The sequence below is a fragment of the Lysobacter sp. A289 genome (assembly GCF_054072675.1).
In genome coordinates, this window is sequence record NZ_JBSVRN010000001.1 from 2573629 (window position 1) to 2599203 (window position 25575).

General features: G+C 65.7%; 23 protein-coding genes and 2 pseudogenes. 16 read left to right on the top strand and 9 right to left on the bottom strand.

Translation table 11 applies throughout. The features are described 5' to 3' along the window. Positions 1–33 precede the first annotated feature (33 nt). A pseudogene (locus ACW5DN_RS11840) lies at positions 34–1767 on the top strand (S8 family peptidase); the annotation flags it as partial. A 147-nt stretch (positions 1768–1914) separates the two neighbouring features. Further along, positions 1915–2142: pseudogene (locus ACW5DN_RS11845) on the top strand (proprotein convertase P-domain-containing protein); the annotation flags it as partial. Between the two features lie 88 nt (positions 2143–2230). Here the strand turns inward: ACW5DN_RS11845 and rpmG are convergent. From rpmG to ACW5DN_RS11880, 7 genes are all read right to left on the bottom strand, one after another. Continuing rightward, positions 2231–2395 (bottom strand): 50S ribosomal protein L33, encoded by a 165-nt coding sequence (gene rpmG / locus ACW5DN_RS11850; protein ID WP_036191471.1) that lies wholly within the window; start codon positions 2393–2395, stop codon positions 2231–2233. Between the two features lie 13 nt (positions 2396–2408). Continuing rightward, positions 2409–2645 (bottom strand): 50S ribosomal protein L28, encoded by a 237-nt coding sequence (gene rpmB / locus ACW5DN_RS11855; RefSeq protein ID WP_036191474.1) that lies wholly within the window; start codon positions 2643–2645, stop codon positions 2409–2411. A gap of 408 nt (positions 2646–3053) precedes the next feature. Beyond that, entirely contained in the window at positions 3054–4886 is a 1833-nt protein-coding gene (locus ACW5DN_RS11860) for a DUF885 domain-containing protein (protein ID WP_456962856.1), read from the bottom strand. Between the two features lie 104 nt (positions 4887–4990). Then, a complete protein-coding gene (locus ACW5DN_RS11865) occupies positions 4991–5968 on the bottom strand; it encodes a ParB/RepB/Spo0J family partition protein (RefSeq protein ID WP_456962857.1) in 978 nt (325 codons plus the stop codon). Then, the gene (locus tag ACW5DN_RS11870) at positions 5965–6792 is read right to left on the bottom strand and encodes a ParA family protein (RefSeq protein ID WP_456962858.1); all 828 of its coding nucleotides are present in this window, start codon (positions 6790–6792) and stop codon (positions 5965–5967) included. Before ACW5DN_RS11870 ends, ACW5DN_RS11865 begins: the two co-directional genes overlap by 4 nt. A gap of 60 nt (positions 6793–6852) precedes the next feature. Further along, positions 6853–7554 carry a 16S rRNA (guanine(527)-N(7))-methyltransferase RsmG gene (gene rsmG / locus ACW5DN_RS11875; RefSeq protein WP_456962859.1) on the bottom strand — a complete coding sequence of 234 codons (702 nt, stop codon included), beginning with the start codon at positions 7552–7554 and terminating at the stop codon, positions 6853–6855. A gap of 38 nt (positions 7555–7592) precedes the next feature. Further along, entirely contained in the window at positions 7593–8027 is a 435-nt protein-coding gene (locus tag ACW5DN_RS11880) for a 4'-phosphopantetheinyl transferase family protein (RefSeq protein WP_456962860.1), read from the bottom strand. Positions 8028–8257: 230 nt separating this feature from the next. On the opposite strand from ACW5DN_RS11880, the gene ACW5DN_RS11885 reads away from it, so the two are divergent. Together ACW5DN_RS11885 and ACW5DN_RS11890 are read left to right on the top strand one after the other, a co-directional pair. Continuing rightward, complete coding sequence (locus ACW5DN_RS11885) at positions 8258–9619, top strand: AMP-binding protein (protein ID WP_456962861.1); 1362 nt, start codon at positions 8258–8260, stop codon at positions 9617–9619. A 99-nt stretch (positions 9620–9718) separates the two neighbouring features. Next, positions 9719–9988, top strand: a complete 270-nt coding sequence (locus ACW5DN_RS11890) for a GlsB/YeaQ/YmgE family stress response membrane protein (RefSeq protein ID WP_456963064.1) — start codon at positions 9719–9721, stop codon at positions 9986–9988. A gap of 101 nt (positions 9989–10089) precedes the next feature. On the opposite strand, the gene xth is transcribed toward ACW5DN_RS11890, so the two are convergent. Beyond that, positions 10090–10878, bottom strand: coding sequence for an exodeoxyribonuclease III (gene xth, locus ACW5DN_RS11895; protein WP_456962862.1), 789 nt, complete (start codon positions 10876–10878; stop codon positions 10090–10092). A 165-nt stretch (positions 10879–11043) separates the two neighbouring features. Here xth and ACW5DN_RS11900 point away from each other — a divergent pair, with 165 nt between their 5' ends. The 9 genes from ACW5DN_RS11900 to ACW5DN_RS11940 all read left to right on the top strand — a co-directional run bounded on the left by ACW5DN_RS11900 (position 11044) and on the right by ACW5DN_RS11940 (position 20776). Further along, positions 11044–11976: an alpha/beta fold hydrolase gene (locus ACW5DN_RS11900; RefSeq protein ID WP_456962863.1), complete on the top strand. Its 933-nt coding sequence runs from the start codon at positions 11044–11046 to the stop codon at positions 11974–11976. A gap of 27 nt (positions 11977–12003) precedes the next feature. Continuing rightward, a complete protein-coding gene (gene oleC, locus ACW5DN_RS11905; protein WP_456962864.1) occupies positions 12004–13662 on the top strand; it encodes an olefin beta-lactone synthetase in 1659 nt (552 codons plus the stop codon). A gap of 75 nt (positions 13663–13737) precedes the next feature. Then, entirely contained in the window at positions 13738–14766 is a 1029-nt protein-coding gene (oleD, locus tag ACW5DN_RS11910) for a 2-alkyl-3-oxoalkanoate reductase (RefSeq protein WP_456962865.1), read from the top strand. Positions 14767–14775: 9 nt separating this feature from the next. Continuing rightward, complete coding sequence (locus tag ACW5DN_RS11915) at positions 14776–15486, top strand: ubiquinone biosynthesis accessory factor UbiJ (RefSeq protein ID WP_456962866.1); 711 nt, start codon at positions 14776–14778, stop codon at positions 15484–15486. Next, the gene (gene ubiB / locus ACW5DN_RS11920) at positions 15483–17180 is read left to right on the top strand and encodes a ubiquinone biosynthesis regulatory protein kinase UbiB (protein WP_456962867.1); all 1698 of its coding nucleotides are present in this window, start codon (positions 15483–15485) and stop codon (positions 17178–17180) included. Before ACW5DN_RS11915 ends, ubiB begins: the two co-directional genes overlap by 4 nt. Next, positions 17156–17959: a pseudouridine synthase gene (locus tag ACW5DN_RS11925; protein ID WP_456962868.1), complete on the top strand. Its 804-nt coding sequence runs from the start codon at positions 17156–17158 to the stop codon at positions 17957–17959. Before ubiB ends, ACW5DN_RS11925 begins: the two co-directional genes overlap by 25 nt. 9 nt (positions 17960–17968) lie before the next feature. Further along, positions 17969–18391 carry an alternative ribosome rescue aminoacyl-tRNA hydrolase ArfB gene (gene arfB / locus ACW5DN_RS11930; RefSeq protein ID WP_456962869.1) on the top strand — a complete coding sequence of 141 codons (423 nt, stop codon included), beginning with the start codon at positions 17969–17971 and terminating at the stop codon, positions 18389–18391. A gap of 127 nt (positions 18392–18518) precedes the next feature. Beyond that, entirely contained in the window at positions 18519–19139 is a 621-nt protein-coding gene (locus ACW5DN_RS11935) for a 1-acyl-sn-glycerol-3-phosphate acyltransferase (RefSeq protein WP_456962870.1), read from the top strand. A gap of 194 nt (positions 19140–19333) precedes the next feature. Then, positions 19334–20776: a glycosyltransferase family 2 protein gene (locus ACW5DN_RS11940; protein WP_456962871.1), complete on the top strand. Its 1443-nt coding sequence runs from the start codon at positions 19334–19336 to the stop codon at positions 20774–20776. 21 nt (positions 20777–20797) lie between these two features. Here the strand turns inward: ACW5DN_RS11940 and ACW5DN_RS11945 are convergent, their stop codons facing one another. Then, the gene (locus ACW5DN_RS11945; protein ID WP_456962872.1) at positions 20798–21766 is read right to left on the bottom strand and encodes a LysR family transcriptional regulator; all 969 of its coding nucleotides are present in this window, start codon (positions 21764–21766) and stop codon (positions 20798–20800) included. Between the two features lie 160 nt (positions 21767–21926). On the opposite strand from ACW5DN_RS11945, the gene aceB reads away from it, so the two are divergent. From aceB to ACW5DN_RS11960, 3 genes are all read left to right on the top strand, one after another. Then, positions 21927–23642 (top strand): malate synthase A, encoded by a 1716-nt coding sequence (aceB, locus tag ACW5DN_RS11950; protein ID WP_456962873.1) that lies wholly within the window; start codon positions 21927–21929, stop codon positions 23640–23642. A 45-nt stretch (positions 23643–23687) separates the two neighbouring features. Then, on the top strand, positions 23688–24986 hold the full coding sequence (aceA, locus tag ACW5DN_RS11955) for an isocitrate lyase (protein WP_456962874.1): 1299 nt from the start codon (positions 23688–23690) through the stop codon (positions 24984–24986). A gap of 88 nt (positions 24987–25074) precedes the next feature. Next, complete coding sequence (locus tag ACW5DN_RS11960; protein WP_456962875.1) at positions 25075–25566, top strand: hypothetical protein; 492 nt, start codon at positions 25075–25077, stop codon at positions 25564–25566. The last annotated feature ends 9 nt before the right edge of the window (positions 25567–25575 follow it).

Below are 25575 nucleotides of genomic sequence, written 5' to 3' on the forward strand. Positions count from 1 at the left end.
CACCCAAACCAAGCCACATAGGGGTAATACGAAATGCCTACAATTTCCACTTCCGGCATGCGCAAGCACGCGCTTGCAGTCGCCACCGCAGCCGCGTTGACAGCATCCATCTTCGCCGCGCCCGCGCTTGCCGCAGGCGACGGTACGGTCAACCTGTCGGCCCTGCAATCGGGCGAGACGCATGATCGCTTCATCGTGAAGTACCGCGACGGTAGCGCTCCGCAGCTCAACGTTGCCAATGTTCAGCGCTCGCTGCAACGCGTTGCCACTACTACGGCTGCCGGCCAAAAGATGGAGCTGCGGCAATTGCGTCGCACGGCCACTGGAGCCGACGTGATCCGTACCGCCCGCAAGCTGGATCGGGTCGAGGCAGCGGCGTTGATGCGCCAGATCGCCACAGACCCAAACGTGGAGTACGTCGAGGTCGATCAGTTGCTCAAGCCGACCATGACCCCCAACGACACCTATTACGCGAGTAACCAGTGGCACTACTTCGAGGCCGCTGGTGGCATCAAGGCTGACCAGGCCTGGGATGTCAGCACCGGCCAGGGCATTGTCGTCGCCGTGCTGGACACCGGCATCACCAACCACAGTGACCTGAACGCCAACGTCATTGCCGGCTACGACATGATTTCCGACGCCGGCGTCGCAGGCGATGGCAACGGTCGCGACAGCAACCCGGCCGACCCTGGCGACGCCTACAACGGTGGTGGTTCCAGCTGGCACGGTACCCACGTTGCGGGCACCGTCGCCGCTGTCACCAACAACAACAAGGGTGTGGCCGGCGTGGCTCCGAATGCCCGGATCCAGCCGGTGCGCGTGCTCGGCAAGGGTGGCGGCTATACCTCCGATATCGCCGACGGCATCATCTGGGCGTCCGGCGGCAGCGTCCCGGGGGTGCCGAACAATCCCAATCCTGCCGAGGTCATCAACATGAGCCTGGGCGGCTCGGGTTCGTGTGGCAACACCACCCAGAATGCAATCAATGGGGCGGTCGCGCGCGGCACCACCATCGTCATCGCATCGGGCAACAGCAACGCCGACGTTTCCGGGTTCACGCCAGGCAACTGCAACAACGTGATCTCGGTGGCGTCCACCGATCGTCAGGGCGCACGCTCGAGTTTTTCCAACTATGGTTCGTTGATCGACGTGGCCGCACCAGGCAGCGGCATTGCCTCGACCGTCAATACCGGGAGCACCACGCCGGGCGCCGAGGGCTACAGCCTGATGTCGGGCACTTCGATGGCGGCTCCGCACGTGGCTGGCGTGGTCGCGCTGATCCAGTCGGCGGCCGCGGCCAATGGCGGGGTCAAGACGCCGGCACAGATCGAATCCATCCTGAAATCCACCTTGCGCCCGTTCCCGGGCAATACCGACCGCGACATTGGACAGGGCATCGTCAATGCGAAGGCGGCGGTGGATGCGGTGGCCGGAGGTGGTGGTGACCCGGGCGACCCGGGCGATGGAACCTTGCAGAACGGCGTGCCGGCGACTGGCTTGGCGGCCAGCAGTGGCAACGACGTGGTCTACACGATGGTGGTTCCGGCCGGTGCCAGTGGCCTGAGCTTCTCCATCTCCGGCGGCAGCGGTGATGCGGATCTGTATGTCAGGCGCGGCAGTGCACCAACGGACAGCGCGTATGACTGCCGACCGTGGCGCAGCGGCAACAGCGAGACCTGCACCTTTGCAACGCCGGTGGCTGGGACGTATCACGTGCGCGTGAAGGCGTACCAGAGCTACACCGGGGTGAGCCTGGTCGGTAGCTATACCGCAGGCGGCGGCGGTGGTGACAACAGTCCGCAGACCTACACCAACGCCGGCAACTACTCGATTCCCAGCCCGGGCACCATCGAAAGCCCGATCACCGTGTCGGGCCGCAGTGGCAACGGCGCGTCCGCGACCCGGTTGAACGTCGATATCCGGCACACGTATCGCGGTGACTTGCAGATTGACCTGGTGGCACCGGATGGCTCGACCTACCGGATCAAGAACTCCAGCGGCAGCGATAGTGCGGACAACGTGATCGGTTATGCCGACGTCGACCTGTCGGGTGAGTCGATCAATGGCACCTGGAAGTTGCGCGCACGCGACATGTGGGCCGGTGACACCGGCTACATCAACTCGTGGGACATCAAGCTTTGATCTTTGGCTAGCGGCTTCTGCCAACAGTTCTGGCACGAAAAAAGAAACCCGCCGGAAGGCGGGTTTCTTTTTGGACAAGCCGGAAGGCTTACTTGATCTTGCCTTCCTTGTAGATCACGTGCTTGCGAACGACGGGATCGTACTTCTTGATCTCCATCTTGTTCGGCGTGTTCTTCTTGTTCTTGTCAGTGGTATAGAAATGACCGGTGTTGGCCGAAGAGATCAGGCGAATTTTGTCGCGCTTGGAAGCCATGGTTCAATTCTCCTTAGATCTTTTCGCCGCGTGCGCGGAGATCGGCCAGAACGGAGTCGATACCGTTCTTGTCGATGGTGCGCATGGCGTTGGCGGAAACACGGAGCTTCACCCAGCGGTTTTCACTGGCGACCCAGAAGCGGCGCTCGTGAAGGTTGGGCATGAAGCGGCGACGGGTCTTGTTCATGGCGTGCGAGACGTTGTTGCCGGTCGTCGTTCGCTTGCCGGTTACTTGGCATACACGGGACATACGCACCTCGAAAGGATGTTGATGCTTCCCTTGGCCAGGGAGGCGGCGGCCCCGCCGGATCCACGGTTCAGGTGGGCGGCATGCGATACGGGAAGGGTGCCGTCCCGGAGGACGGACGCTGGAACCGGGCGACCCGGAATCGCGCTTCCGGGAGTCGCCTTGCTTACCCATTGGGAAAGCAGGACACAGCGAGCCGGGTATTATGCGGGCTTGGGGGTGGCTGGGCAAGTGGTCAGCGCAACGGCAAGCGCAAGGGCAGGGCGTGGGCTTCGGGGGGAGCGGCGCCCGGTGTAGGGCCTGCTCTTCGGCTCGGTCGGCCATCCGTGGCCGACTCGCCGCCGCGGACATCCATGTCCGCTATACGCAGGCCCTACACCGGACGCCGCGTCGGCGCTTTGGGTGGCGCGGTCAGGTGCTGGTCGTTTCCGCTTTTTCGGGTTTAGTGGCTTCGGCCGTGCGGGATTGCTCGATGAACTCGTGCACCTGGGTTTCCAGCACCGGTAGCGGAACCGAGCCCAGCGCCAGCACCATGTCGTGGAAGGCCTTGATGTCGAACTGGTTGCCCAGTGCTTTCTCTGCTTCGCCACGCAGGCGGACGATCGCCAGTTCGCCCAGCTTGTAGCTCAGCGCCTGGCCGGGCCATGAGATGTAGCGGTCGACCTCGGTGGTGATCTCGTGCTCGCTCAGCGCGGTGCGGTCGCGCAGGTAGGCCAGGGCCTGGTCGCGGGTCCAGCCTTGGGCATGCACGCCGGTGTCGATCACCAGTCGCGCCGCGCGCCACATCTCGTAGGTCAGTCGGCCGAAATGTTCGTAGGGGGTCTGGTAGATGCCCATTTCCTCGCCCAGTTTTTCCACGTACAGCCCCCAGCCTTCGCCAAAGGCGGAGATGTAGGTGTTGCGGCGGAAGTCCGGCAGGGCGGTTTGCTCCTCTGCCAGTGCGCCTTGCAGGGCGTGGCCGGGTGAGGCTTCGTGCAGGGTCAGGGCCGGCAGGTTGTAGAGCGCGCGCGAGGGCAGGTCGTAGGTGTTGAGCCAGTAGGTGCCGTTGCCACCACGACCGCTGGTCCAGAACGGTGCGATGTCTTCCGGGACCGGGACGATGGTGAAGCGGCCGCGTGGCAGGGTGCCGATGTACTGGCCGACGACGCCGTCGATGCGCTTGGCGATCCAGGCGGCGCGATTGAGCAGTTCCTGCGGGGTCTTGGCGTAGAACTGCGGGTCGGTGCGCAGGAACTCCAGGAACTCGGCAAAGCTGCCTTCGAAGCCGACCTGCTCGATGATTGCATCCATCTGGGTCTGGATCCGGGCGACTTCATCCAGGCCTATCTGGTGGATTTCATCGGGGGTGAGATCCAGGGTCGTGTACTTGCGGATCTGCTGGCGATAGAACGCTTCGCCATCGGGAAACTCGGAGGCGCCCAGGGTGGTGCGTGCGCGCGGCACGTACTGCTCGCGGAAGAAGCTCAGCAGTTGGCCGTAGGCGGGGATCAGCTGTTCACCGATCGCAGCGCGCGCGGCTTCGCGCAGCCTGGCTTGCTCGGCGGCAGGGATGGTGTCGGGGAGCTTCTCCAATGGCTCGTAGAAGCTGGATTGGGTCGGGTCGTCGAGTTCGGCGATGGCGGCGATCGAGATATCGCGCCCGTCCAGCACGATCCGCGGCACGCTGAAGCCACGGTCCAGCCCGGCCCGCATGTTGGTGATCTGCTGGTCGAAGTAGCGCGGCACGTCGGCCAGGCGGTCGATGTAGGCCTGGTAGTCTTCCGCGGTATGCATCGGGCGCCGGGTCATGAAGCCCAGGTTGGACCAGAACGAGGAGTCCGAGTTGAACGGCATTTCGTAGCTGCGGAACCGGATCGCCGCGGCGAGGTTCTCGATCTGGGGGCGGTACACCGCCAGGTTGATGCGGTTGTCCGCCGACAGCGCGTCGGGATCGATCATGTCCAGTTCCGCCAGCACTCCCTCCCAGACCTTCAATCGCGCGGCCTGGCTGGCCGCGTCGACCGATGGAAGCTGGTGCTGGTTGGCGCCGTCGCTGTCCTCGTCGGCGCTGCCGAATTGCTCCTGCCGCCAGGACCATTCGCGCTCGTGGATCGCCTGGAAACGGGCGTCAGCTGCCGAGGCTTCGGTGGCTGGCTCGGCGCCGGGCGTGGTGGCCGTCGCCCCGGTAGCGGCCGGTCCGGCGTGGGCGGGCACGGCGGCAAGCGCCAGGTGGGCGGCGAGGAGGGCGGGGAGCAGTAGGTTCACGGCGGCCACGGATACGGGAAGGTTCCTGATCTTCGCATTCGCGCTCGATGCCTGCCCACGGGCCAAAAGTACCGGGCTGACGGCGCCGGTCTGGTCCGTCGGTGTTACTCGCCGCGGCCGCGCAGCTTCTCCAGCACCCCGTCGAGTGAATCCAGGTCGCTGTAATGAATCACCAGCCGACCCTTGCCGCCGCGACCGTGCAGGACGTTGACCTTGGTGTTGAGCGACTCCGACAGCTCACGCTCCAAGGTGAGGATGTCGGCCTGTGGGCGCGCCTTGGCCGGGCGTGCGCGCTTGCCTTCGGGAACCTTGCCCAACGCGTACTGCTGGACGCGATGTTCCACCTCACGCACCGACCAGCCGTGCTCGGCGGCATCGCTGGCAAGTTTGCTGGCCAGATCCGGCGACAGGGTCAGCAGCGCGCGCGCGTGCCCCATCTCAAGTTGCCGGGCCTCGACCAGTGCGCGGATTGCCGGCGGCAGTTCCAGCAGCCGCAGCAGATTGGAGACCGATGCGCGTGAACGCCCCACGGCGCCGGCGGCCTCGGCGTGGGTGAGGTCGAACTCGTCAATCAGCCGCTGCAGCGCAGAGGCCTCTTCCAGCGGATTGAGATCCTCGCGCTGGATGTTCTCAATCAGGGCCATCGCGACGACGGTGCGATCGTCCACTTCGCGCACCACGACCGGGATCTCGTCCAGTCCCGCCAGTTGCGAGGCGCGCCAGCGACGCTCGCCGGCGATGATCTCGTAGGTCTTGCCGCCGTGCTCGCGGGTTTCGCGCGCGACAATCGGCTGGATCACGCCCTGGGCGCGGATCGACTCCGCCAACTCCTCCAGCTTGCCCTGGTCCCAGTGCTTGCGCGGTTGGTACTTGCCCGGCGCGAGAGCATCCACGGGCAGGTAGCGCAAGGTATCGCCGATGCCGGCTTCCAGCACGGTGGCTCCGGCCTTCGGGCCAAGCAGGGCCTCCAGTCCGCGACCCAGACCACGCTTCTTTGCGGAAGCCCCTTTGCTTGCCGCGGCCTTGGCGGCCGGCTCATTGGCGGCGGCTTGCTTGCCGGGCTCGCCTTTTACGGCACTCATGCGACGGTCTCCGTGGTTGGTGGCGTGATCCCCGGCTGCGCTTGTTTGACCGCCCGGCTTCGTTCGCGCTGGCGGCGCAATACTTCCCCGGCCAGGCCAAGGTAGGCAATCCCGCCACGGCTCGCACGGTCGTAGCCGACGATGCTCTGGCCATGGCTGGGCGCTTCGGCCAGGCGCACGTTGCGTGGGACGATGGTGCGGAACACCTGGTCGCCGAAATGAGTGGTCAGCTCGGCCGAGACCGCGTTGGCCAGGTTGTTGCGCACATCGAACATGGTCCGCAACACGCCCTCGATCTCCAGTTGCGGGTTGAGGTTGCCGCGGATCGCCTCGATGGTATCCATCAGCGCGCTGATGCCTTCCAGCGCGTAGTACTCGCACTGCATCGGCACGATCACCGAATCGGCGGCGGTCAGCGCGTTGAGCGTCAACAAGGACAATGCCGGAGGGCAGTCGATCAGGACGAAGTCGTAGTTGTCGGCAATCGGCGCCAGCACCAGTTTGAGTTGTTGCTCGCGCGCATCGGTGGTCATCAACCGCAGTTCGGCCGCCGTCAGGTCGATGTTGCCCGGCAGCAGGTCGAAGTCTTCCTGGGTGCGCACGATCGCGGCGGCGGCGGTGTCCTCGCCCAGCAGCACCTCGCAGATCGACGTTTCCAGCTCGCGTTTGTCTACTCCGCTACCGGTGGTGGCGTTGCCCTGCGGGTCCAGGTCAACCAGCAACACCTTCTGCGGCGTGCGCGCCAATGCGGCGGCCAGGTTGACGGCGGTGGTGGTCTTGCCAACCCCACCTTTCTGATTGGCGACGGCGATGATGCGGGCCATGCGACTCGTCCCCTGGCTGAAGGTTGCAAAGGCGGCGCGAGGCGCCGGTTGGACTGGGGATTATGCCCGCCTCGGCGGTTGCCTGCCGAGGGCGTGGCTTCGTCCCACGATGACCAGGTGGCGCTCGGCGTCCAGGCCCGGAACCGACAGCGGATGCGACGCACCCAAGGCCCAGCCCGGTGGCAATTCGGCGATCTCCTGCGCGGGGTACACGCCCTTCATTGCCAGCAGGCAGCCGTCGGGTGTGAGCAGATGGCCGCCGAGCTGGAGGATCAACGGCAGCGTCGCCAGCGCGCGGGCGGTAATCGCGTCGAAGGCGCCGGGCCGATCCAGCGCCTCGATCCGCGATTCGACCACTTGCACGTCCCGCAGGCCCAGCTTGCGCACCACCTCGCGCATGAACCGGCACTTCTTGCCATTGCTCTCCACCAACGTGACTCGCAGGCCGGGCTTGGCGATGGCCAACGGGATGCCAGGCAGGCCGGCACCGGTACCCAGGTCGGCCAATGCCCCGCCCGCCCCGGCGATATCGTCCAGATACGCGTGCATCGCCAGCGAATCGAGCAGGTGTTTGTCGACCATTTCCAGCGGGTCGCGCACGGCCGTGAGGTTGTAGGTCTGGTTCCAGCGGGCCAGCAGGTCCAGGTAGTCCAGTAGCGGCGCGGCCAGGCCGCGATCCAGGGCGAGGGCCTCCAGGCCCGCTTGCAGACGGGCTTGCAGGCGCTCGGAGGTCGCTGCGGCAGGGAAGGTTGGGCTAATCATCGTCGGAGAGTATGACGGCCGTAGGCGGTTGGTAACCGTCACGTCGGCGGCCAGTGGTCACGCCAGGCAAGCATTGCGGTGTAGCCAGGGGCGGGTGACAGTTCACGCAGGCCCCACTGTGAGGGGCGTCCCAGTGCCGGGTCACAGGTGGCCAGTTGCAGCCCGGCCGCGGTGTCCGTAAACGCGAGCCGCTCCAGGCCAAATGCCAGACCGCGCCCGTGCGCCTTCAGGACCGCTTCTTTCGCACACCATAAACGCACGAAGTTGTGCTCACGCACCGCGGGATCCAGGTGGTCGAGCCATTGAGCCTCCTCCGCGCTGAAGAAGCGTCGGGCCAGCAACTGCGCGCGCGGGCGTGGGCGTTGCCACTCCAGGTCGACGCCGACCCGGCGGCCTTCCACGAGTGCGGCCAGCAGGCCTTCACCGCTATGGCTCCAGTTGCAGTCCCAGCGGTCGAACGGTGCGCCGAGCATGGGGCGCCCATATGGCGTGCGTTCGATCCGCAGATCTGCCGCTGGATAGTGGAGTTGTTCCGATAGCCATTTCCGCACGACCGGCTCGGCCGCCTGTCTCCGTGGCAGCGGCAGCCAGATCCAATGAGGTGTGGGGGGATCGGACAGGAACATGAACTCGCTGTTGATCTGACCATGGCCGGTCAGCGTAAGCTAATGCAAGGGGAGCGGCGTTGCCGCAGGATTGGCCTATGTCTGCGGTTATCGATAATTCTGCCAATGAAATCATCCCGCCGGACGCGTCGGCCATGGCTGCCGGTGCGCCTGATCGGGTGATCGCGTTCAATGCCGATGGCGTGATTTCGCTGGCGACGTTCCAGCGTGAAGTGTGCGCCGTGGCCGCGAGCCTGCCGTCGGCCCCGTATGTGATCAACCTGTGCGAGGATCGTTACCGCTTCCTGGTCGCTTTCTGCGCCGCCGTGATGCGTGGGCAGACCACCTTGCTGCCGTCGTCGCGTGCGCGGGCGGTGATCGAGGATGCGCAGTCGCGGTATCCGGGCAGTTACTGCATTGGCGACAGTACCTGCGACCCGGTGTGGCCGGGTGTCCAACTGCTGCCCGACAGGCTTCCCCAACTGGATGGGACGTTGTCGGCGATAAGAGAGCAGGCATTGGTCGCGATCGGCTTCAGCTCCGGCAGTACCGGCCAGCCCACCGCGACGGCCAAGCGTTGGGGTTCGTTCCAGGCCAGCACCGCGCAGAACCTGGCCGCGCTGGTCGGACTGCTTGACCAGGATGGCGTTACGCCCTTGGTCGCAACGGTGCCGCCGCAACATATGTACGGAATGGAGATGTCCGTGCTGCTGCCGCTGCTCGGCCCGGTTGCCATGCATTCGGCGCGCCCGTTCTTCCCGGGCGACGTGGCGCAGGCACTGGCCGACGCCGCCACGCCCCCCCTGCTGGTAACCAGTCCGGTGCACCTGCGCATCGTGCTGGACTCCGGGATCAAGCTGCCACGGCTGTGCGGAGTGGTGTCGTCCACCGCACCTCTGCCAGTTGAGTTGGCTGCCGCCGCCGAGAAGCGCTTTGGCTGTGAAGTGCGCGAACTGTTCGGCTCAACCGAGACCTGTGTGATTGCCCGTCGCCGCACCGCGGTGGAAAGCGCCTGGACGCCGTTGCCCGGCGTGCGCCTGGAGCCGCGGCCCGACGGTACGGCGGTGCATGCGCCGCACCTTGCACAGCCGGTAATGCTGGCTGACCTGGTCGAGTTGCATCCGGAAGGTTGCTTCCAACTGCGTGGACGCAACGCCGACCTGCTGGAAATCGCCGGCAAGCGTGCCTCGTTGGGCGACTTGAATCGAAAATTGCTCGCCGTGCCCGGAGTCGTGGAAGGGGTGATGGTGCAGCTGGATGCCGCGGACGATGTCGGCGTGCGCCGGATCGCCGCACTGGTGGTCGCCCCGGGTCAGGACGAGGCGACCATCCTGCTCGCATTGCGCGGGCAGATGGATCCGGTGTTCCTGCCGCGTCGCCTGCGCTGCGTTGAATGCCTGCCCCGCAACGACACCGGAAAGTTGCCACGCGACGCGGTGTTGGCACTGCTGACCGGCTGAGGCCTGCTGACGCCTTCGTCACACCGTCCTATACAGACTGGGTTCGCCCCCAAGCGGGGGAGCACTTAACCCTCTGAATGGACAGGAGAGACAAACATGATGGGCATTATTATCTGGTTGATTGTGGGCGGCATCATCGGTTGGATCGCCAGCATGATCATGAAGACTGACGGTCAGCAGGGGATCTTTCTCAATATCATCGTCGGCATCGTTGGCGCGTTCCTGGGTGGCTGGCTGGCGGGTGTCCTGGGTATTGCCGGCGGCAGCATCGGCGATGGGATCAGCATCCCCAGCATCCTGATTTCCCTGGTGGGCGCGGTGGTTCTGCTGGCGATCGTGAACCTGTTCCGTCGCGGTCGTCCACGCTGATAGCCGAACGGATGGCTCGATACAGGCCGTGATCGTGGCGGTGATACGCAAATGCCCGGCGCACGCCGGGCATTTGTCGTTTGGCGGGTACTAGCGGCCGGCTACCCGGCGCCGCCCACCGGTGGGGTGATTTCCACCCAGGCCGGCGCATGGTCACTCGGTCGCTCCCAGGCGCGCGGCTCGCGGTCCACGCCGGCAGCCACGCAGCGCGGCTTCAACGCATCCGACACCAGGGTCAGGTCGATCCGCAACCCGAGGTCGCGGCGGAATCCCGCCTGGCGGTAGTCCCACCAGCTGAATACCCCGGCGCCGTCGTGGTGGAGCCGGTAGGCATCATGCAACCCGAGTGCCAGCAAACCTTGCAGCGCGTTGCGCTCGGCGGTCGAGGTCAGAATGTGGGTCTCGTCCCACACTGCCGGGTCGTGCACGTCGCGGTCGTCTGGCGCAATGTTGAAATCGCCCAGCACCACCATCTGCGGATGCGCCTGCAACTCGGCGGCGATCCATGCCTGTACCGCCGCCAGCCACCGCAGCTTGTAGGCGTACTTGTCGGTGCCCACGTCCTGGCCATTGACGACATACAGGTTGATGATGCGCACGCCGTCGACGGTCGCTGCAATCACCCGCTTCTGCTCATCGTCGAATCCGGGGATGCCGATCTGCACATCGGTCGCCGGTTGGCGCGACACGATGGCCACGCCGTTGTAGGTTTTCTGGCCACTGAAAACGCTGCGATAGCCGAGTGCCGCCAAGGCCGTGTCGGGGAAGCGATCGTCAGTGAGCTTGGTCTCCTGCAGCCCGACCACATCGGGTTTGGCTGCAGCCAGCCATTGCTCCAGGTGCGGCAGGCGTACGTTGAGCGAATTGACGTTCCAACTGGCGATTTTCATGCAGCCAGTCTAGCCGGCACGGCCGGTTCCATCATCCGTGCCAACGCCTGCTACTAGCGGACGCTTACTCGTGATGCGATTTTCCGCGACGTCACATCAAGGCTTGCCGTGCGTTGCGCGAGCGGCGAGGCGACAATGGCGGTCCCAGTCGCCGTTCCCTTTCCAATGACGCCAGCGCACCTGCCCGACTACCCTTTCACTCCCCGGCGCTTCAACGTTCGTCCCGGCATCGCGATGAGCTATCTCGACGAAGGCCCGCGCGATGACGAGGGCGCGGCGCCGGAGGTGATCGTCATGCTGCACGGTAATCCGTCGTGGAGCTTCTACTGGCGGCACCTGGTGGCCGGCCTGTCGGACCGCTACCGCTGCATCGTGCCGGACCACGTCGGCATGGGGTTGTCGGACAAGCCCGACGATGCGCCGGGGGCGTCGCCGCGCTACGACTACACGCTGCAGTCGCGGATTGATGATGTCGAGGCACTGCTGGTGCATCTGGGCATCACCGGGCCGGTCACGCTGGCGGTGCACGACTGGGGCGGGATGATCGGCTTCGGCTGGGCGTTGCGGCACATGCCACAGGTCAAGCGACTGGTGGTGTTGAACACGGCGGCATTTCCGCTGCCGACGGCCAAACCGATGCCGTGGCGGTTGTCGCTGGGTCGGGACTCGAAGCTCGGCGGCTGGCTGATCCGCAGGTTCAACCTGTTTGCGCGCGGTGCGGCGTGGATGGGGACGCGACGGTCGCTGCCGGCGGACGTGCGCCGTGGTTACATCGCGCCGTACAACGGGTGGGTCAATGCGATCAGCACCCTGCGCTTCATGCAGGACATTCCGCTGGGCGAGGGCGATGCGGCGTGGCCGTTGGTGGTCGAGGCCGGGCGGCGGTTGCCGGAGTATGCGGACCGGCCGGCGTTCATTGGCTGGGGGTTGCGCGACTTCGTGTTCGACAAACACTTTCTGAAGGGCTTCACCGACGCCCTGCCGCAGGCGCAGGTGCAAGCGTTCGAGGATGCGGGGCATTACGTGCTGGAGGACAAGCACGAGGTACTGGTGCCGGCGATACGCCAGTTCCTGGATACCCATCCGTTGGCGGATTGATTGCCGGGCGACGCCTACAATCGGGGCATGACGGATTCGTGCAATATCGCGGCGGCGTTGCCGCGGCTGGCCGCCGAGCAACCCGACCGGGTCGCGATGCGTTGCCCGGGCTCGCGTGGGCCGGATGGGCTGGCGCGGTATGACGTCAGCCTGACCTACGCCGAGCTCGACACGCGCAGCGATGCCATCGCGGCCGGGCTGGCGTTGCGCGGCGTGGTGCGCGGCAGCCGTACGGTGGTCATGGTGCGGCCGTCGCCGGAATTCTTCCTGTTGATGTTCGCGTTGTTCAAGGCCGGCGCGGTGCCGGTGCTGGTGGATCCGGGCATCGACAAGCGCGCGCTGAAGCAGTGCCTGGCCGAGTCCGAGCCGGAGGCGTTCATCGGAATTCCGTTGGCGCACGTCGGGCGGAAGCTGCTGGGCTGGGCGAGGTCGGCGCGGGTCACCATCACCACCGGCAAGCGCGCCTGGCTGAGTGAGGCAACGCTGGATCAGGTCGAAAAGGAGGGTGCCAACCGTGTCGGTGCGTCGGCCCCGTTCGCGCCACTGGCCGCGACTGCTCCCGATGACGTCGCGGCGATCCTGTTCACCAGTGGCTCGACCGGAGTCCCGAAGGGCGTGGTCTACCGGCATCGGCATTTCATCGCCCAGGTTGACATGCTGCGCGACGCATTCGGCATCGTGCCCGGCGGCGTCAACCTGGCGACCTTTCCGCCGTTTGCCTTGTTCGACCCCGCGCTGGGGGTGACGTCGATCATTCCGGACATGGACCCGACCCGGCCGGCCAACGCGGACCCGCGCAAGCTGTGTGATGCGATCGCACGTTTCGGCGTCGACCAGTTGTTCGGGTCGCCGGCCTTGATGGCAGTGCTGGCGCGGCATGGCCAAGCGTTGCCGACGTTGAAGCGGGTGATGTCGGCCGGTGCGCCGGTGCCTGCCCATCTGGTGGCCAAGCTGCAACGCTTGCTGCCCGCGGACGCGTGTTTTTGGACTCCATACGGCGCGACCGAGTGCTTGCCGGTGGCGATGATCGAGGGCCGTGAGCTGGAGACAACCGGCGTGGCCACCGCGGCCGGCGCCGGCACCTGTGTCGGCCGGCCGGTAGCGCCGAACGTGGTGCGGATCATCCGCATCACCGACGAGGCGATCAGCGAATGGTCGGACGCGCTGTGCGTGCCGGCCGGAGAGGTTGGGGAGATCACCGTGTCGGGGCCGACCACGACCGACAGCTACTTCCATCGTGTCCTGCAGACCCGACTGGCCAAGATCCACGAGGAGCCGGCAACGCGCACCGTCCATCGCATGGGGGATCTCGGTTATCTGGATGCCGATGGCAGGTTGTGGTTCTGCGGCCGCAAGTCCGATCGGCTGCAGACCACGGCCGGGCCGCTGTATACCGAGCAGGTCGAACCGGTGTTCAACTCACACCCGGAGGTACGGCGCACGGCGCTGGTCGGGATCGGCGATGCGGGCGCGAGCCAACCGGTGCTCTGCGTAGAGTTGGCGCCGGGGGTCAACGCGACGCAATGGCCCCGGGTAGAGCGCGAACTGCGCGCCCAGGCGGCTCTCCATCCGCACACCGCCGACATCGTCCGATTCCTGCGCCACCCGGGCTTTCCGGTCGATATCCGCCACAACGCGAAGATCGGGCGACCGGCCCTGGCGCGGTGGGCCGCCGGCAAGCGTTAGCGGTCTATTCCAACCTCGCGCGTTCAACCTCGCGGGCCAGCGCGCAGCCCGGCGCCAGTGTCGTACGATGGGCCAATGAAAATCCTGGTGACCGGTGGCGGTGGTTTCCTTGGCCAGGCCTTGTGCCGCGGCTTGCGCGATCGCGGACACGACGTGGTCAGTTTCAACCGCGGCCTGTACCCCGAACTCGACGCGCTGGGGGTCAGGCAGATCCAGGGCGACCTTGCCTCGCCCAATGCGGTCATCCATGCCGCGAAAGGTTGCGAGGCGATCTTCCACAACGCCGCCAAGGCCGGTGCATGGGGGCCCTACGAGGACTACTACCGCGCCAACGTGCTCGGTACCCGGCATGTGCTCGATGCCTGCCGGGCGCGTGGCATCAACCGTCTGGTCTACACCTCAAGCCCGAGCGTGACCCACCGGGCAACCCATCCGGTGGAAGGTGGCAGTGCGGAAACCGTGCCCTACGGCGAGCACTTCAAGGCACCGTATGCCGCAACCAAGGCGATCGCCGAGAAGGATGTGCTGGACGCGAGCGACGCATCGCTGGCTACGGTGGCGCTACGGCCACGGCTGATCTGGGGCGTGGGTGACAACCAACTGCTGCCGCGCTTGGTCGAGCGCGCTCGCGCCGGCCGGTTGCGCCTGGTTGGCGATGGCAACAACCTGGTCGATACCACCTATATCGACAACGCCGCGCAGGCCCATTTCGATGCCTTCGAGCATCTTGAGCCCGGTGCCGCGTGCGCCGGACGGGCGTACTTCATCAGCAACGATGAGCCCAGAACCATGCGCGAGACGGTCAATGGCCTGCTCGCCGCGGTGGGTGCGCCGCTGGTGGACAAGACCCTGCCGTTTGGCCTGGCTTATGCGATCGGAGCCACCTGCGAAGGTTTGTGGCGAGCCCTGCCGCTGGAGGGCGAGCCACCGATGACGCGTTTTCTTGCCGAGCAACTGGCGACCACGCATTGGTATGACATGGGTCCGGCGCGGCGCGACTTTGGCTACCGGCCATCGGTGAGCTTCGACGAAGGGCTCGCGCGCGTTGCCGCCGCGTATTCCGGCTCCAGCCACGACCACGGCGGGACTGGCCAAGCCCAGTAGAATGCGCGAATGACCGAGCCATCACACCCGCCCAGCCCGTCGCCCCTGGGCGCACTCAAGCCAGCGGCCGGGCGCGCGCTGGAGGGCGCGCTCAACCGTGCGTTGGCGCTTGATCCCGAGACCCGTGGCAGCCTGCGTGCGCTGGATGGTCGGCGGGTCGCGCTGCGCTTGACCTCCCCGCCGCTGGCGCTGCAGGTTCGCGTCAATGGTGAGCGACTTGAAGTCGGGCCGATTGATGGTGAGTCCGAGCCGGACCTGTCAGTGCGCAGCACCCTGGGCGGGCTGATTTCGCAGCTGCCTTTCCTGCGCAACGACGACGCACCGCCGGTCGGAAAATTACGGATCGAGGGCGATGCCGATCTCGCGCGGCGGCTGCAGCGACTGGCCGAGCGGTTCGACCCGGACTGGCAGCGGCCCTTCGCAAAGGTGTTCGGGGACGTGTTGGGGGTACAGATCGCGAACGCATTGGCGGCCGGATTGCGCCACGCACAGGTGGTGGCCGGGCAGCTCGCCGGCAGTGCGGCCGAGTTCGTCACCGAGGAATCGCGCGACGTGGTGCCACGCGCTGAGCTCAATGCCTTCCATGACGACGTGGATGGTTTGCGCGATGACGTGGAGCGGATTGCCGCGCGCATAGCCCGGTTGCATACCAGCGCGCTGGGCAACAGCGCATCGAAGCGTCCTGCGGGCAGCGGATCGGCCGGGGACGCAGCACCATGAAGTCGGTTTTCCGCGCCTGGCGGATTGGCCGGGTGTTGCTGCGTCATCGGCTCGACGACCTGCTTGATGGCACCGCGGCGGAGCGTTGGCTGAAGCTGGCGCGCCCATTCGTGCCGCGTGCGCCTGCGTCGATCGCCATGCAGTCACGCGGTGCCCGGTTGCGGCTGGCGCTGCAGGAGCTCGGCCCGATCTTCGTCAAGTTCGGCCAGATACTGTCCACCCGTCGCGACCTGGTGCCGCCGGACATCGCCACCGAGTTGGCCTTGCTGCAAGACCGGGTTGCGCCGTTCGATGGCGAGCTCGCGCGCGCCATTGTCGAAGAGGCATTGGGCCGCCCGGTCACCGAGGCATTCGCGCGCTTCGATGTCACCCCGCTGGCGTCGGCATCGATCGCCCAGGTCCACGCGGCGACGTTGCCGTCGCCTGACACCACCCCCGGTCGCGAAGTCGTGGTCAAGGTGCTGCGGCCCGATGTCGAGGCGCAGATTGCCGCCGACATCCGGCTGCTGCGTGCGTTGGCCGGCGTGGTCGAGCGCACCCATCCGCGCGCCGAGATGATCCGCCCGCGCGAGATCGTCGCCGAGATCGAGAACACCCTGGCCGCGGAGCTCGACCTGGAGCGTGAGGGGGCCAATGCCAGCGTGCTGCGGCGCTTCTGGACCAAGCCCGACGGCACCCCCAGCGACGACCTGTACGTGCCCGAGGTGATCTGGTCGCACACGGCCGGCCGCGCGCTGACCCTGGAGCGGGTGCATGGCATCCCGTCCGACGACATCGAGGCGCTGGACGCAGCCGGCATCAATCGCCCCGCGCTGGCGGCCAAGGGCGTGCGGGTGTTCTACACCCAGGTGTTCCGCGACAACTTCTTCCACGCCGATGCGCACGCCGGCAATATCTGGGTCGATACCGACCCGGCGCGCAAGGCGAACCCGCGCTTCATCGCGCTGGATTTCGGGATCATGGGCCAGCTCTCGGATGAAGATCAGTACTACCTCGCCGAGAACTTCATGGCGATCTTCAACCGTGATTACCGCCGCATCGCCGAGCTGCACCTGCGCGCCGGCTGGATGCCTGCTGACAGCCGCGTGGACGAGCTGGAAGCTGCGGTGCGCGCGGTGTGCGAGCCGTACTTCACCCGCCCGCTGAGCGAGATCTCGCTGGCCGAGGTGCTGGTCAAGTTGTTCCGCACCGCGCAGCGGCACCAGTTGACCCTGCAACCGCAACTGATCCTGCTGCAGAAAACCCTGCTCAACATCGAGGGCGTTGGCCGGCAGCTGGATCCGAAGATCGACATCTGGGGCGTGGCCAAGCCGGTGCTGCAAAAGATCCTGGTCGCCCGTTACAGCCCCAGGCGTTTGTTGGGCGAGTTCCGCAAGCGCCTGCCGGAGCTGGTTACCCACGCGCCCGAAATGCCGCGACTGCTGCACACCTGGCTGACCCAGCAGATCGAAGGCAAACATGAGCTGCAGATGCGCTCGCAGGATCTGGCCGAGTTGAGTCGCAGCGTTCGCGATGCGCAAAAACATACCGTCGCGGCGATCCTTGGCAGTGGCCTGCTGATCGTGGCAGCGGTGTTGTACGGGCTGGAGGCGGGCGGGCCGACGCTATGGTCGATCCCGGTCGCGTCCTGGGTCGCCGGCGTGGCCGGACTGGTCGCGATGCTGATGGCGTGGCCGCGGCGTCCACGACAGTGACCGGTGGGTTCATCGACGGTGACGTAGCGGACAGCGTGCCGGTCGCGTCCGCACTCGCGCTGGACGTGCTGTATTGCGACGAGCACCTGGCTGTAGTCAACAAGCCGGCTGGGCTGATGGTGCACGACAGCGCTCTGGCGCGCGGCGAGACCGATTTTGCTGCCGATCGCCTGCGCGAGCAGTTCGGCCGCAAGGTGTTCCTCGTCCATCGCCTGGACCGTGCGACCAGTGGTTGCCTGCTGCTCGCATTCGATCGTGACAGTGCCTCGGTGCTGGGCAAGGCGGTGATGGCGGGCGAGATCGAGAAGGACTACTGGGCGGTCTGCCGGGGATGGCCAGAGGGCGACTTCCAGGTCGATCACCCGCTTGACGGTGGGCCGGGAAAACCGGTCAAAAAGGACGCCACCACCCGCTTCCAGCTGCTGGCAAAAGCCGAGTGCGACTGGCCTTCCACGGGCTTTTCGTCCTCGCGCTACGCGCTGCTACGCGCGCAGCCGCAGACCGGTCGCTTCCGCCAGATCCGTCGTCACCTCAAGCACATGTCGCACCACCTCATTGGCGACACCAGTCATGGTGATGGGCGCCACAACCGGGCGTTCCGGATGATCGGCGTGCACCGGATGTTGCTGCACGCTCGGCGGCTGGCATTTGCACACCCGGACTCGGGGGAAGTACTGCAGGTGACCGCGCCGGTCGATCCGCCGTTCGGCAAGGTGCTGGAGTTGTTCCAAGGGCTGCCGCAGGAGTGTCGGAGCGAACCCGGGCGCCGCGGCGTTTAGACTCGAGCCATGGTCGAGATCGGCAGCATCGTGATTCCCGAGTCCGAACTGGTCGAGCGTTTCGTGCGTTCGGCCGGCCCCGGCGGGCAGAACGTGAACAAGGTCGCGACTGCGGTCGAGCTGCGCTTCGACATCGTCAACTCGCCCTCGCTGCCCGAGCCGGTGCGCGAACGCCTGCTGGCGCGCCGGGATCGCCGGATTACCCTGGACGGCGTGCTGGTATTGAATGCCCAGCGGTTTCGCACCCAGGATCGCAACCGCGAGGATGCGCGTGAGCGCTTGGCGGCGTTCGTCAGTCACGGGCTGCAGCCGCCCAAGAAGCGTGTGGCAACCAAACCGACCCGGGGATCGAAGGAGCGACGGCTGGCAGGCAAGCGCGAGCGCAGTACGATCAAGCAGGGACGGGGGCGATCACGACAGGAATGGGACTGACGAGTCAGCTTGGCGGAAGCCCGAGTGACGGTCTCCGGACCAGCCGAAGACGGGCGACGGAAACATGGTTGACGACAACATGATTGACGAAACCAGGGTTGACGAAACCAGGGGGAATATCCAACCGATGCACCGACCAGTCCACGTACCTTCTGTCGACATCGTGCCGGCGTTGCCACCCAATGTGCCGCGGACGAAGCCAAGTCCTTTCAAGCGTTGGCTGGGCCGTAGTGTATTGCGGCTGGGCGGCTGGCGAATGTTGGGCGAGTTCCCTGATCTGCCCAAGGTGGTTCTGATCGGGGCACCACATTCGTCCAATTGGGACGGGATCTGGGGGTTTGCGGCCAAGTTGGCGCTCGGGCTGGACATCAAGATTTTGGGCAAGGACTCGCTGTTCCGACTTCCATTGCTGGGGCGAGTGCTGATCGAGCTCGGTGTGATCCCGGTCAATCGCAGTGCCGCCAGCGGGGTGGTCGGACAAGTGGCCGAAATGCTGGAGCAGGCCGACCGGTTCTGGATCGGCCTGGCGCCGGAAGGGACCCGCAAGCCGGTGGAGCATTGGCGGACCGGCTTCTGGAAGATTGCCCATGCTGCCCAGGTGCCGGTACTGCCGGTGTACTTCCACTATCCCGACAAGGTGCTGGTGGTGGCGGCTCCCATCAACTTGAGCGCCGACATGAGCGCCGACATCGGGCGCATCCGCGAGTGGTATCGCGGCGTATCGCGTGGCAAGCATCACGACGTCTGAGGCGGCTTCCAGCACATCGTTGCCGGGTTGGCATGGTAATTGCGTTCGTACTTGTCTGGGGTGTATTTCCCAACAGATGAACCACCTGGCCGTCCAGATCACGGCCGCGGAGTGCCGCAATGCGCCGTGTCGATGCTGTCTTCCGTCTTGCCCGAGTCACGAGATCCCGACTGTGGATCGGGCGGCGCTGAGCCATGGCCTGTGCGCCCTGGTTCGTCATCGGTCCGAGCACCTGGCTGGCCGTGTCCGGTTATTGGAGCGCGACCGATCCGGCCGTGCCGACGCCGGCCGAGGATTGGCATCGGGCGATCGTGGACGTCGTCATTCCGGTTTGCCGCAATCAGGACACGATCGCCCATTGCCTGGCGTCATTGCTGCGCCAGACCCGTCTGCCACGGCGCGTGGTGCTGGTCGATGATGCCGGGGTTGATCGTGATCACACCATCCAGTTTGCGCGGGAGTTCGCACGCGCGAACGGGATCGATCTGCAGATCGTGGTGCGGGCGTGGTCTATCGGCCGGGCCGCGACGTTGAAGTGGCAGGCGCGCCAGTTCACCGGGGACGTCATGTGCGTGCTCGATGCCGATACGGTGCTTCAATCGCCTGACTACATCGAACGTTGTGTCCGTGAGCTGTACCAGGGCGTGGGTATTGCCAGTGCCTGCGGGAGTGTCAGGCCGTTGCGGCATGACGACCGTGCCGCGCTGGCAACCACGACGCCGTTCCGGTGCTGGCTGGGCGAGGACGGGTATCGGGACCCGTGGGCCCATTGGCCGGTTTACCGGCGCTGGTGGCACGCGCTCGGCGTGGCGTATCACGAGCACCTCGCGCAGATCCAGCAAGAGGTTATCGACCGCGGGCTGATGCGCAGCCAAGGCGGCATCGCATGCGCCACGGGTGGCGCGGTGGTCTATCGGCGCCGCTACCTGGAGGATCTGTTCGACCGCTATGAGCCGATCCGTGGCGATGACCTGACTGCCGTTGAGGATCAGTTCATTGCTTTGGCACTGGTCACCGAGGGCTATCGCAATATCCGGGTCGCCGATGTCGTAGCGCGCACCGAGTATCCCGAACTTCAGCATCTTCCGCGCATGTGCTGGCAAGCGAATATCGGACTGCTCCAGTGCGGACACTACTTCGATGTATTGCTGCGCAGTCCACTGCGCGTCGCTCAAAGATGGATGCAAGGGCGCGGGAAATCACCGTCAAGCGTGAGCAGCCAAGACCCGGGGACCGAGCTCCGCCGGGTGCGCGAGGCGTATCGGCAACCATTCGGTGAGCGCCTGACCGGCCAACTGGGACGGCCCGCCGGCACCACGCTGGTGTTGATGGCGCTGGAGCAGCTTGGGTATCCGACGCTGTTGTACGCGCTGATGTTGAGCGGGCACTGGAGCCTGTTGGCCAGCGTGGTGGGGCTGGAGGTGGGTGCAACGCTCTTGCTGGCCTGGAGATTCTCGGGCCCCCACCGTTGGCTCGCCGTGGGACGGGCCGCGTTTGTCGCGCCGCTGCGTTATGCACTGGTGCTGACCGCGCCATGGGCCATGGCGTGGTTTGCCGCCCGGCTATGGTTGTGGGGTCGCTACCGCTGGTTCGTGCGTCGTCAGGTGGACGGCGTCCGGCTCCGGCGTGGTCGCTGATGCCGCCGAGGATGAGCCGCCTCAGCGCTGGGATTGCCCGGTGGCGTCGTAATCCTGCCGCATGAACAAGTCCGGTTTGATCAGCTCGGTGAACGCGCGTGCCTGGGGACTGAGGTACTTGCCTTTGCGCACCACCACGCCATAACTGCGATCCGGGAAGTAGTCCGACAGTGAGCGGGATGCCAATCGGGATGCGTCGGCAGGGCCCAGGCAGATCGCAGTGACAATGCTGATCCCCAGCCCCATGGCCACGTACTGCTTGATCACCTCCCAGCCACCAACCTCCAGCGCGACGGTGTAGGGCACGCGATTGCGCTGGAACACCAGATCGACCATCCGGTAGGTGGTCAGCCGTTGTGGGGGCAGGATCAGGCCGTAGGGAGACAGGTCCTGCAAGCTCAGCTTCTTCAGCGAGGCCAGCGGGTGGTCCAGCGGGGTGATCAGCATCGGCTCGAAACGCGCCACCGGCGCGTAATCCAGGTCGCCAGGCACGTCGAGCATCGAGCCCACCGCCAGGTCCACCGCATCGGATCGCAATAATTCCAGGCCGCCGGCGCCGGTGACGTTGTGCAGGTTCAGCCGTACCTCTGGCTGGGCGCTACGGAAGGCTGCGACGATCTGGGGTAACAGGTAGAGGATGGTGGAGCTGCCGGCGGCGATGTTGAGTTCGCCGGCATCCAGCCCGCGCACACGCTCGCGGAATACGGTGGGGAGCTCGTCGAAGCCCTCCACCAGCGGACGGGCCAACTCATACAATGCCTCGCCCTCGCGCGTCATCACCAGTCGCCGGCCGCTGCGTTCCAGAAGGCGCAAGCCCATGTCGCGCTCCAGGGCCTGCAACTGCAGGCTGACGGCGGGCTGGCTCAGGTATAGCGCCTCGGCGGCGCGCGATACCGAGCCCAGTCGCACGGTCTGGCAGAACGCCCGCAGCGGCTTCAGCCGGTCGCCCTTGTAGGAAAAGCGCGGAACCGCGGGTGACTCGGCAGTCATTTGCGCTCTCGTCGGGGACGCGCTGAAGGTCTGATCGGCAGGCTGGGCACCAGTTGCGATCCAGTTATATGCAGATCTTATACAAGACATTGAAATATCTGTGTTGTCAAATACAGGTACGCCACCGCATGGTCGATCTCCACCCCAACGGAGTACCGGCATGTCGGCAGTACAGCCTCTTGCGTCGCGAGATCCCACCGCAGCGGTGACCATCACCGCGACGGCCAACGATCAGCAGAGCGTGCTGACACCTGAAGCGGTGGAGTTCCTCGCCGCCCTGCACCAGCGCTTTGAAGCGACTCGCCAGGCGTGCCTGTCCCGCCGGATAACGCGCCAGGCAGCGTTTGATGCCGGTCAGCTGCCGGACTTCCGCGATGACACCCGCTCCGTTCGCGAAAGTGACTGGCGAGTCGCGCCATTGCCGGCTGCACTGTTGGATCGCCGGGTCGAGATCACCGGCCCGGTCGACCCCAAGATGGTCATCAATGCACTCAACTCCGGCGCCAATTGCTTCATGGCCGACTTCGAGGACAGCACCTCGCCGACCTGGGGCAACCTGATGGCCGGCCAGCACGCCCTGCGGGCCGCAGCCGCAGGCACGTTGGAATACACAACCCCCGGGATCGACGGCAAGCCGGCTAGGCACTACGCACTCAAGCCGTTGACAGAACAAGCGGTGTTGCTGGTACGTCCGCGTGGCTGGCACCTGGACGAGAAGCACGTGCTGGTCGATGGCCAGCCGATGTCGGCCAGCCTGTTCGACCTGGGACTGTTTGCCTTCCACAACGCACATCTGCTCGCGGTGAAGGGCCGAGGCCCGTACTTCTACCTGCCCAAGCTGGAGTGCATGGAGGAGGCGGCCTTGTGGGACGAGGTACTCGGCCACATCGAGATGTCACTCGGGCTGGCGGCAGGCCAGATCAAGGTCACGGTGCTGATCGAGACCTTGCCGGCGGCGTTCGAGATGGACGAGATCCTGCACGTCCTGCGCGGGCGGATCGCCGGCCTGAACTGCGGGCGCTGGGACTACATTTTCAGCTACCTGAAGACCTTCCGTGTCCACCCCGACAGGATCCTGCCCGAGCGTGGCCAGGTAACGATGGAACAACCGTTCCTGCGCCTCTATTCGGAACTGCTGATCCACACCTGTCATCGTCGCGGCGCCCATGCGATGGGCGGCATGGCAGCGCAGATTCCGATCAGCAACGACCCGGCCGCGAATGCAGCGGCGATGGCCAAGGTGCGCGCCGACAAGATACGCGAGGTCACCGCCGGCCACGACGGCACCTGGGTCGCGCACCCGGGGCTGATCCCGATTGCCCGCGACGTGTTTGACGAGCGCATGCCCACGCCGAACCAGCACCACGTGCAGCGCGCGGACGTACAGGCCTTCAACGAGCGGCAGCTGCGTGACCAGTTGGTCACTCCGCCATTGGGAACGGTCACCCGCGCGGGCTTCGACAACAACGTCGAGGTCTGCGTCCGTTACCTCGCCGCGTGGCTGGATGGCACCGGATGCGTGCCGATCCACTGGCTGATGGAAGACGCCGCCACCGCCGAGATCGCCCGAGCGCAGTTATGGCAATGGCTGCATCACTGCGATCTTCCGGCCCGTAGCAAGCGAGGCCCCCTTGGCGCCGAGATGCCGACATCGCCACAACACATTCGCGAACCGCTGCACCTCGATGACGGCACCCCGATCGATTTCGCGCTACTCGACCGCGCCCTGATCGCGCTGCCGACCCGGCTCGGCGACCGCAGCAAGCTGCCCGGCGGCAGCCGCATCAACGAGGCCATCGGCATGCTCGACCGCCTGACCCACGCCGACACCCTGGAGGACTTCCTGACCCTGCCGGCCTACCAGCGCCTCGACTGACGTCGCATAAATCTCCAGCAACCAACCCGACCAAGGACCCACGCCATGACCAGCCAACCCACCGCAGACCAGATACGCCACGATTGGAACACCAACCCGCGCTGGAGCGGTATCCAACGCCCTTACTCGGCCGAAGAGGTGGTGCGCTTGCGCGGCACCGTCGCCGTCGAGCACAGCCTCGCCACCCTCGGCGCCAACAAGCTGTGGCACTCGCTCAACACCACGGACTTCGTCAACGCGCTCGGCGCGCTGACCGGCAACCAGGCGATGCAGCAGGTCAAGGCCGGACTCAAGGCGATCTACCTGTCGGGCTGGCAGGTCGCCGCCGACGCCAACCTGGGCGGGCAGATGTACCCCGACCAGTCGCTGTACCCGGCCGACTCGGTGCCGGCGGTGGTCAAGCGCATCAACAACACCCTGCTGCGTGCCGATCAGATCCAGTGCGCCGAAGGGCAGGGCGATATCGACTTCCTGCAACCGATAGTGGCTGACGCCGAGGCCGGCTTCGGGGGCGTGCTCAACGCCTTTGAGCTGATGAAGGGCATGATCGAAGCCGGCGCCGCCGGCGTGCATTTCGAGGACCAGCTGGCCTCCGCCAAGAAGTGCGGCCACATGGGCGGCAAGGTGCTGGTGCCGACCCGCGAGGCGGTCGAGAAGCTGGTCGCCGCGCGCCTGGCCGCCGACGTCATGGGCGTGCCGACCCTGATCGTCGCGCGCACCGACGCGGAGGCCGCCGACCTGTTGACCAGCGACATCGACGCCAACGACGCCGCGTTCGTCACCGGCGAGCGCACCGTCGAAGGCTTCCACAAAACCCGCAAGGGGATCGACCAGGCGATCAGCCGCGGCCTCGCCTACGCGCCGTACGCCGACCTGGTCTGGTGCGAGACCGGCAAGCCGGACCTGGCCTTCGCACGCAAATTCGCCGAAGCGATCCACGCGAAGTTCCCCGGCAAGCTGCTGGCCTACAACTGCTCGCCGAGCTTCAACTGGAAGGGCAACCTGGATGACGCGACGATTGCGAAGTTCCAGGTTGAGCTGGCCGCGATGGGCTACAAGTTCCAGTTCATTACCCTGGCTGGTTTCCACGCACTCAACTACGGAATGTTCCACCTTGCCCGTGGGTATGCCGAGCGCCAGATGAGCGCGTTTGTCGAATTGCAGCAGGCCGAGTTCGCCGCTGCCGCGGAAGGGTTCACCGCAGTCAAGCATCAGCGTGAAGTGGGTACCGGGTACTTTGATGCGGTGACCCAGGTGATCCAGGGCGGCCAATCCTCGACCGTCGCGTTGAAGGGCTCGACCGAGGAGGAGCAGTTCGCACCCGCACGCGCCGCAGCGGCATGATTCGGCGCGTTCCGAGACATGTACGTTTGACAATCGCCCCATGCTGGTATTGTGGATTCACGATATCTGGAGACAAGGAGTAGGGGTCATGGATTTTCGTGTTCTGGTTTCATCGGCAGTGTTGAGCCTTTTCGTCAGCTTCTCGGCGTCAGCCGCTGAGGAGCCGCTGTCATTCTCCGATATCCGCGAACAGCAAATAGAGATCCGGGCGAACGTGGACGCCAACAGGCCTCCCTACGACGACATGTCACAACGCGAACGGGAGCGTCTGGTGCGACGGCAGGGTGACCTGCTGCACCTGATCGAGGGCAAGGCTTCGTTGCTCGACCTGGACGAGAAGGGTCGGACCGAAGCGATCAACTCGCTCGAGTGGATCCGCGCGGAGATTCACAACGCCGAGGAGGATCGCCTGGTCTGCAAGCGCGAAACGCGCGTCGGCACCCACATGAAGGAGCGCGTGTGCAGAACCGTCGCGGAGCGGCGCAAGGATCTTGAAGATTCGAGAAAGCTGTGGGGAAACGGCAATCCCTGCTCCAACTCGAAGGGGTGCACGACGGCGAACGCGATGAGCGGCGGCTGATAGGTAGCG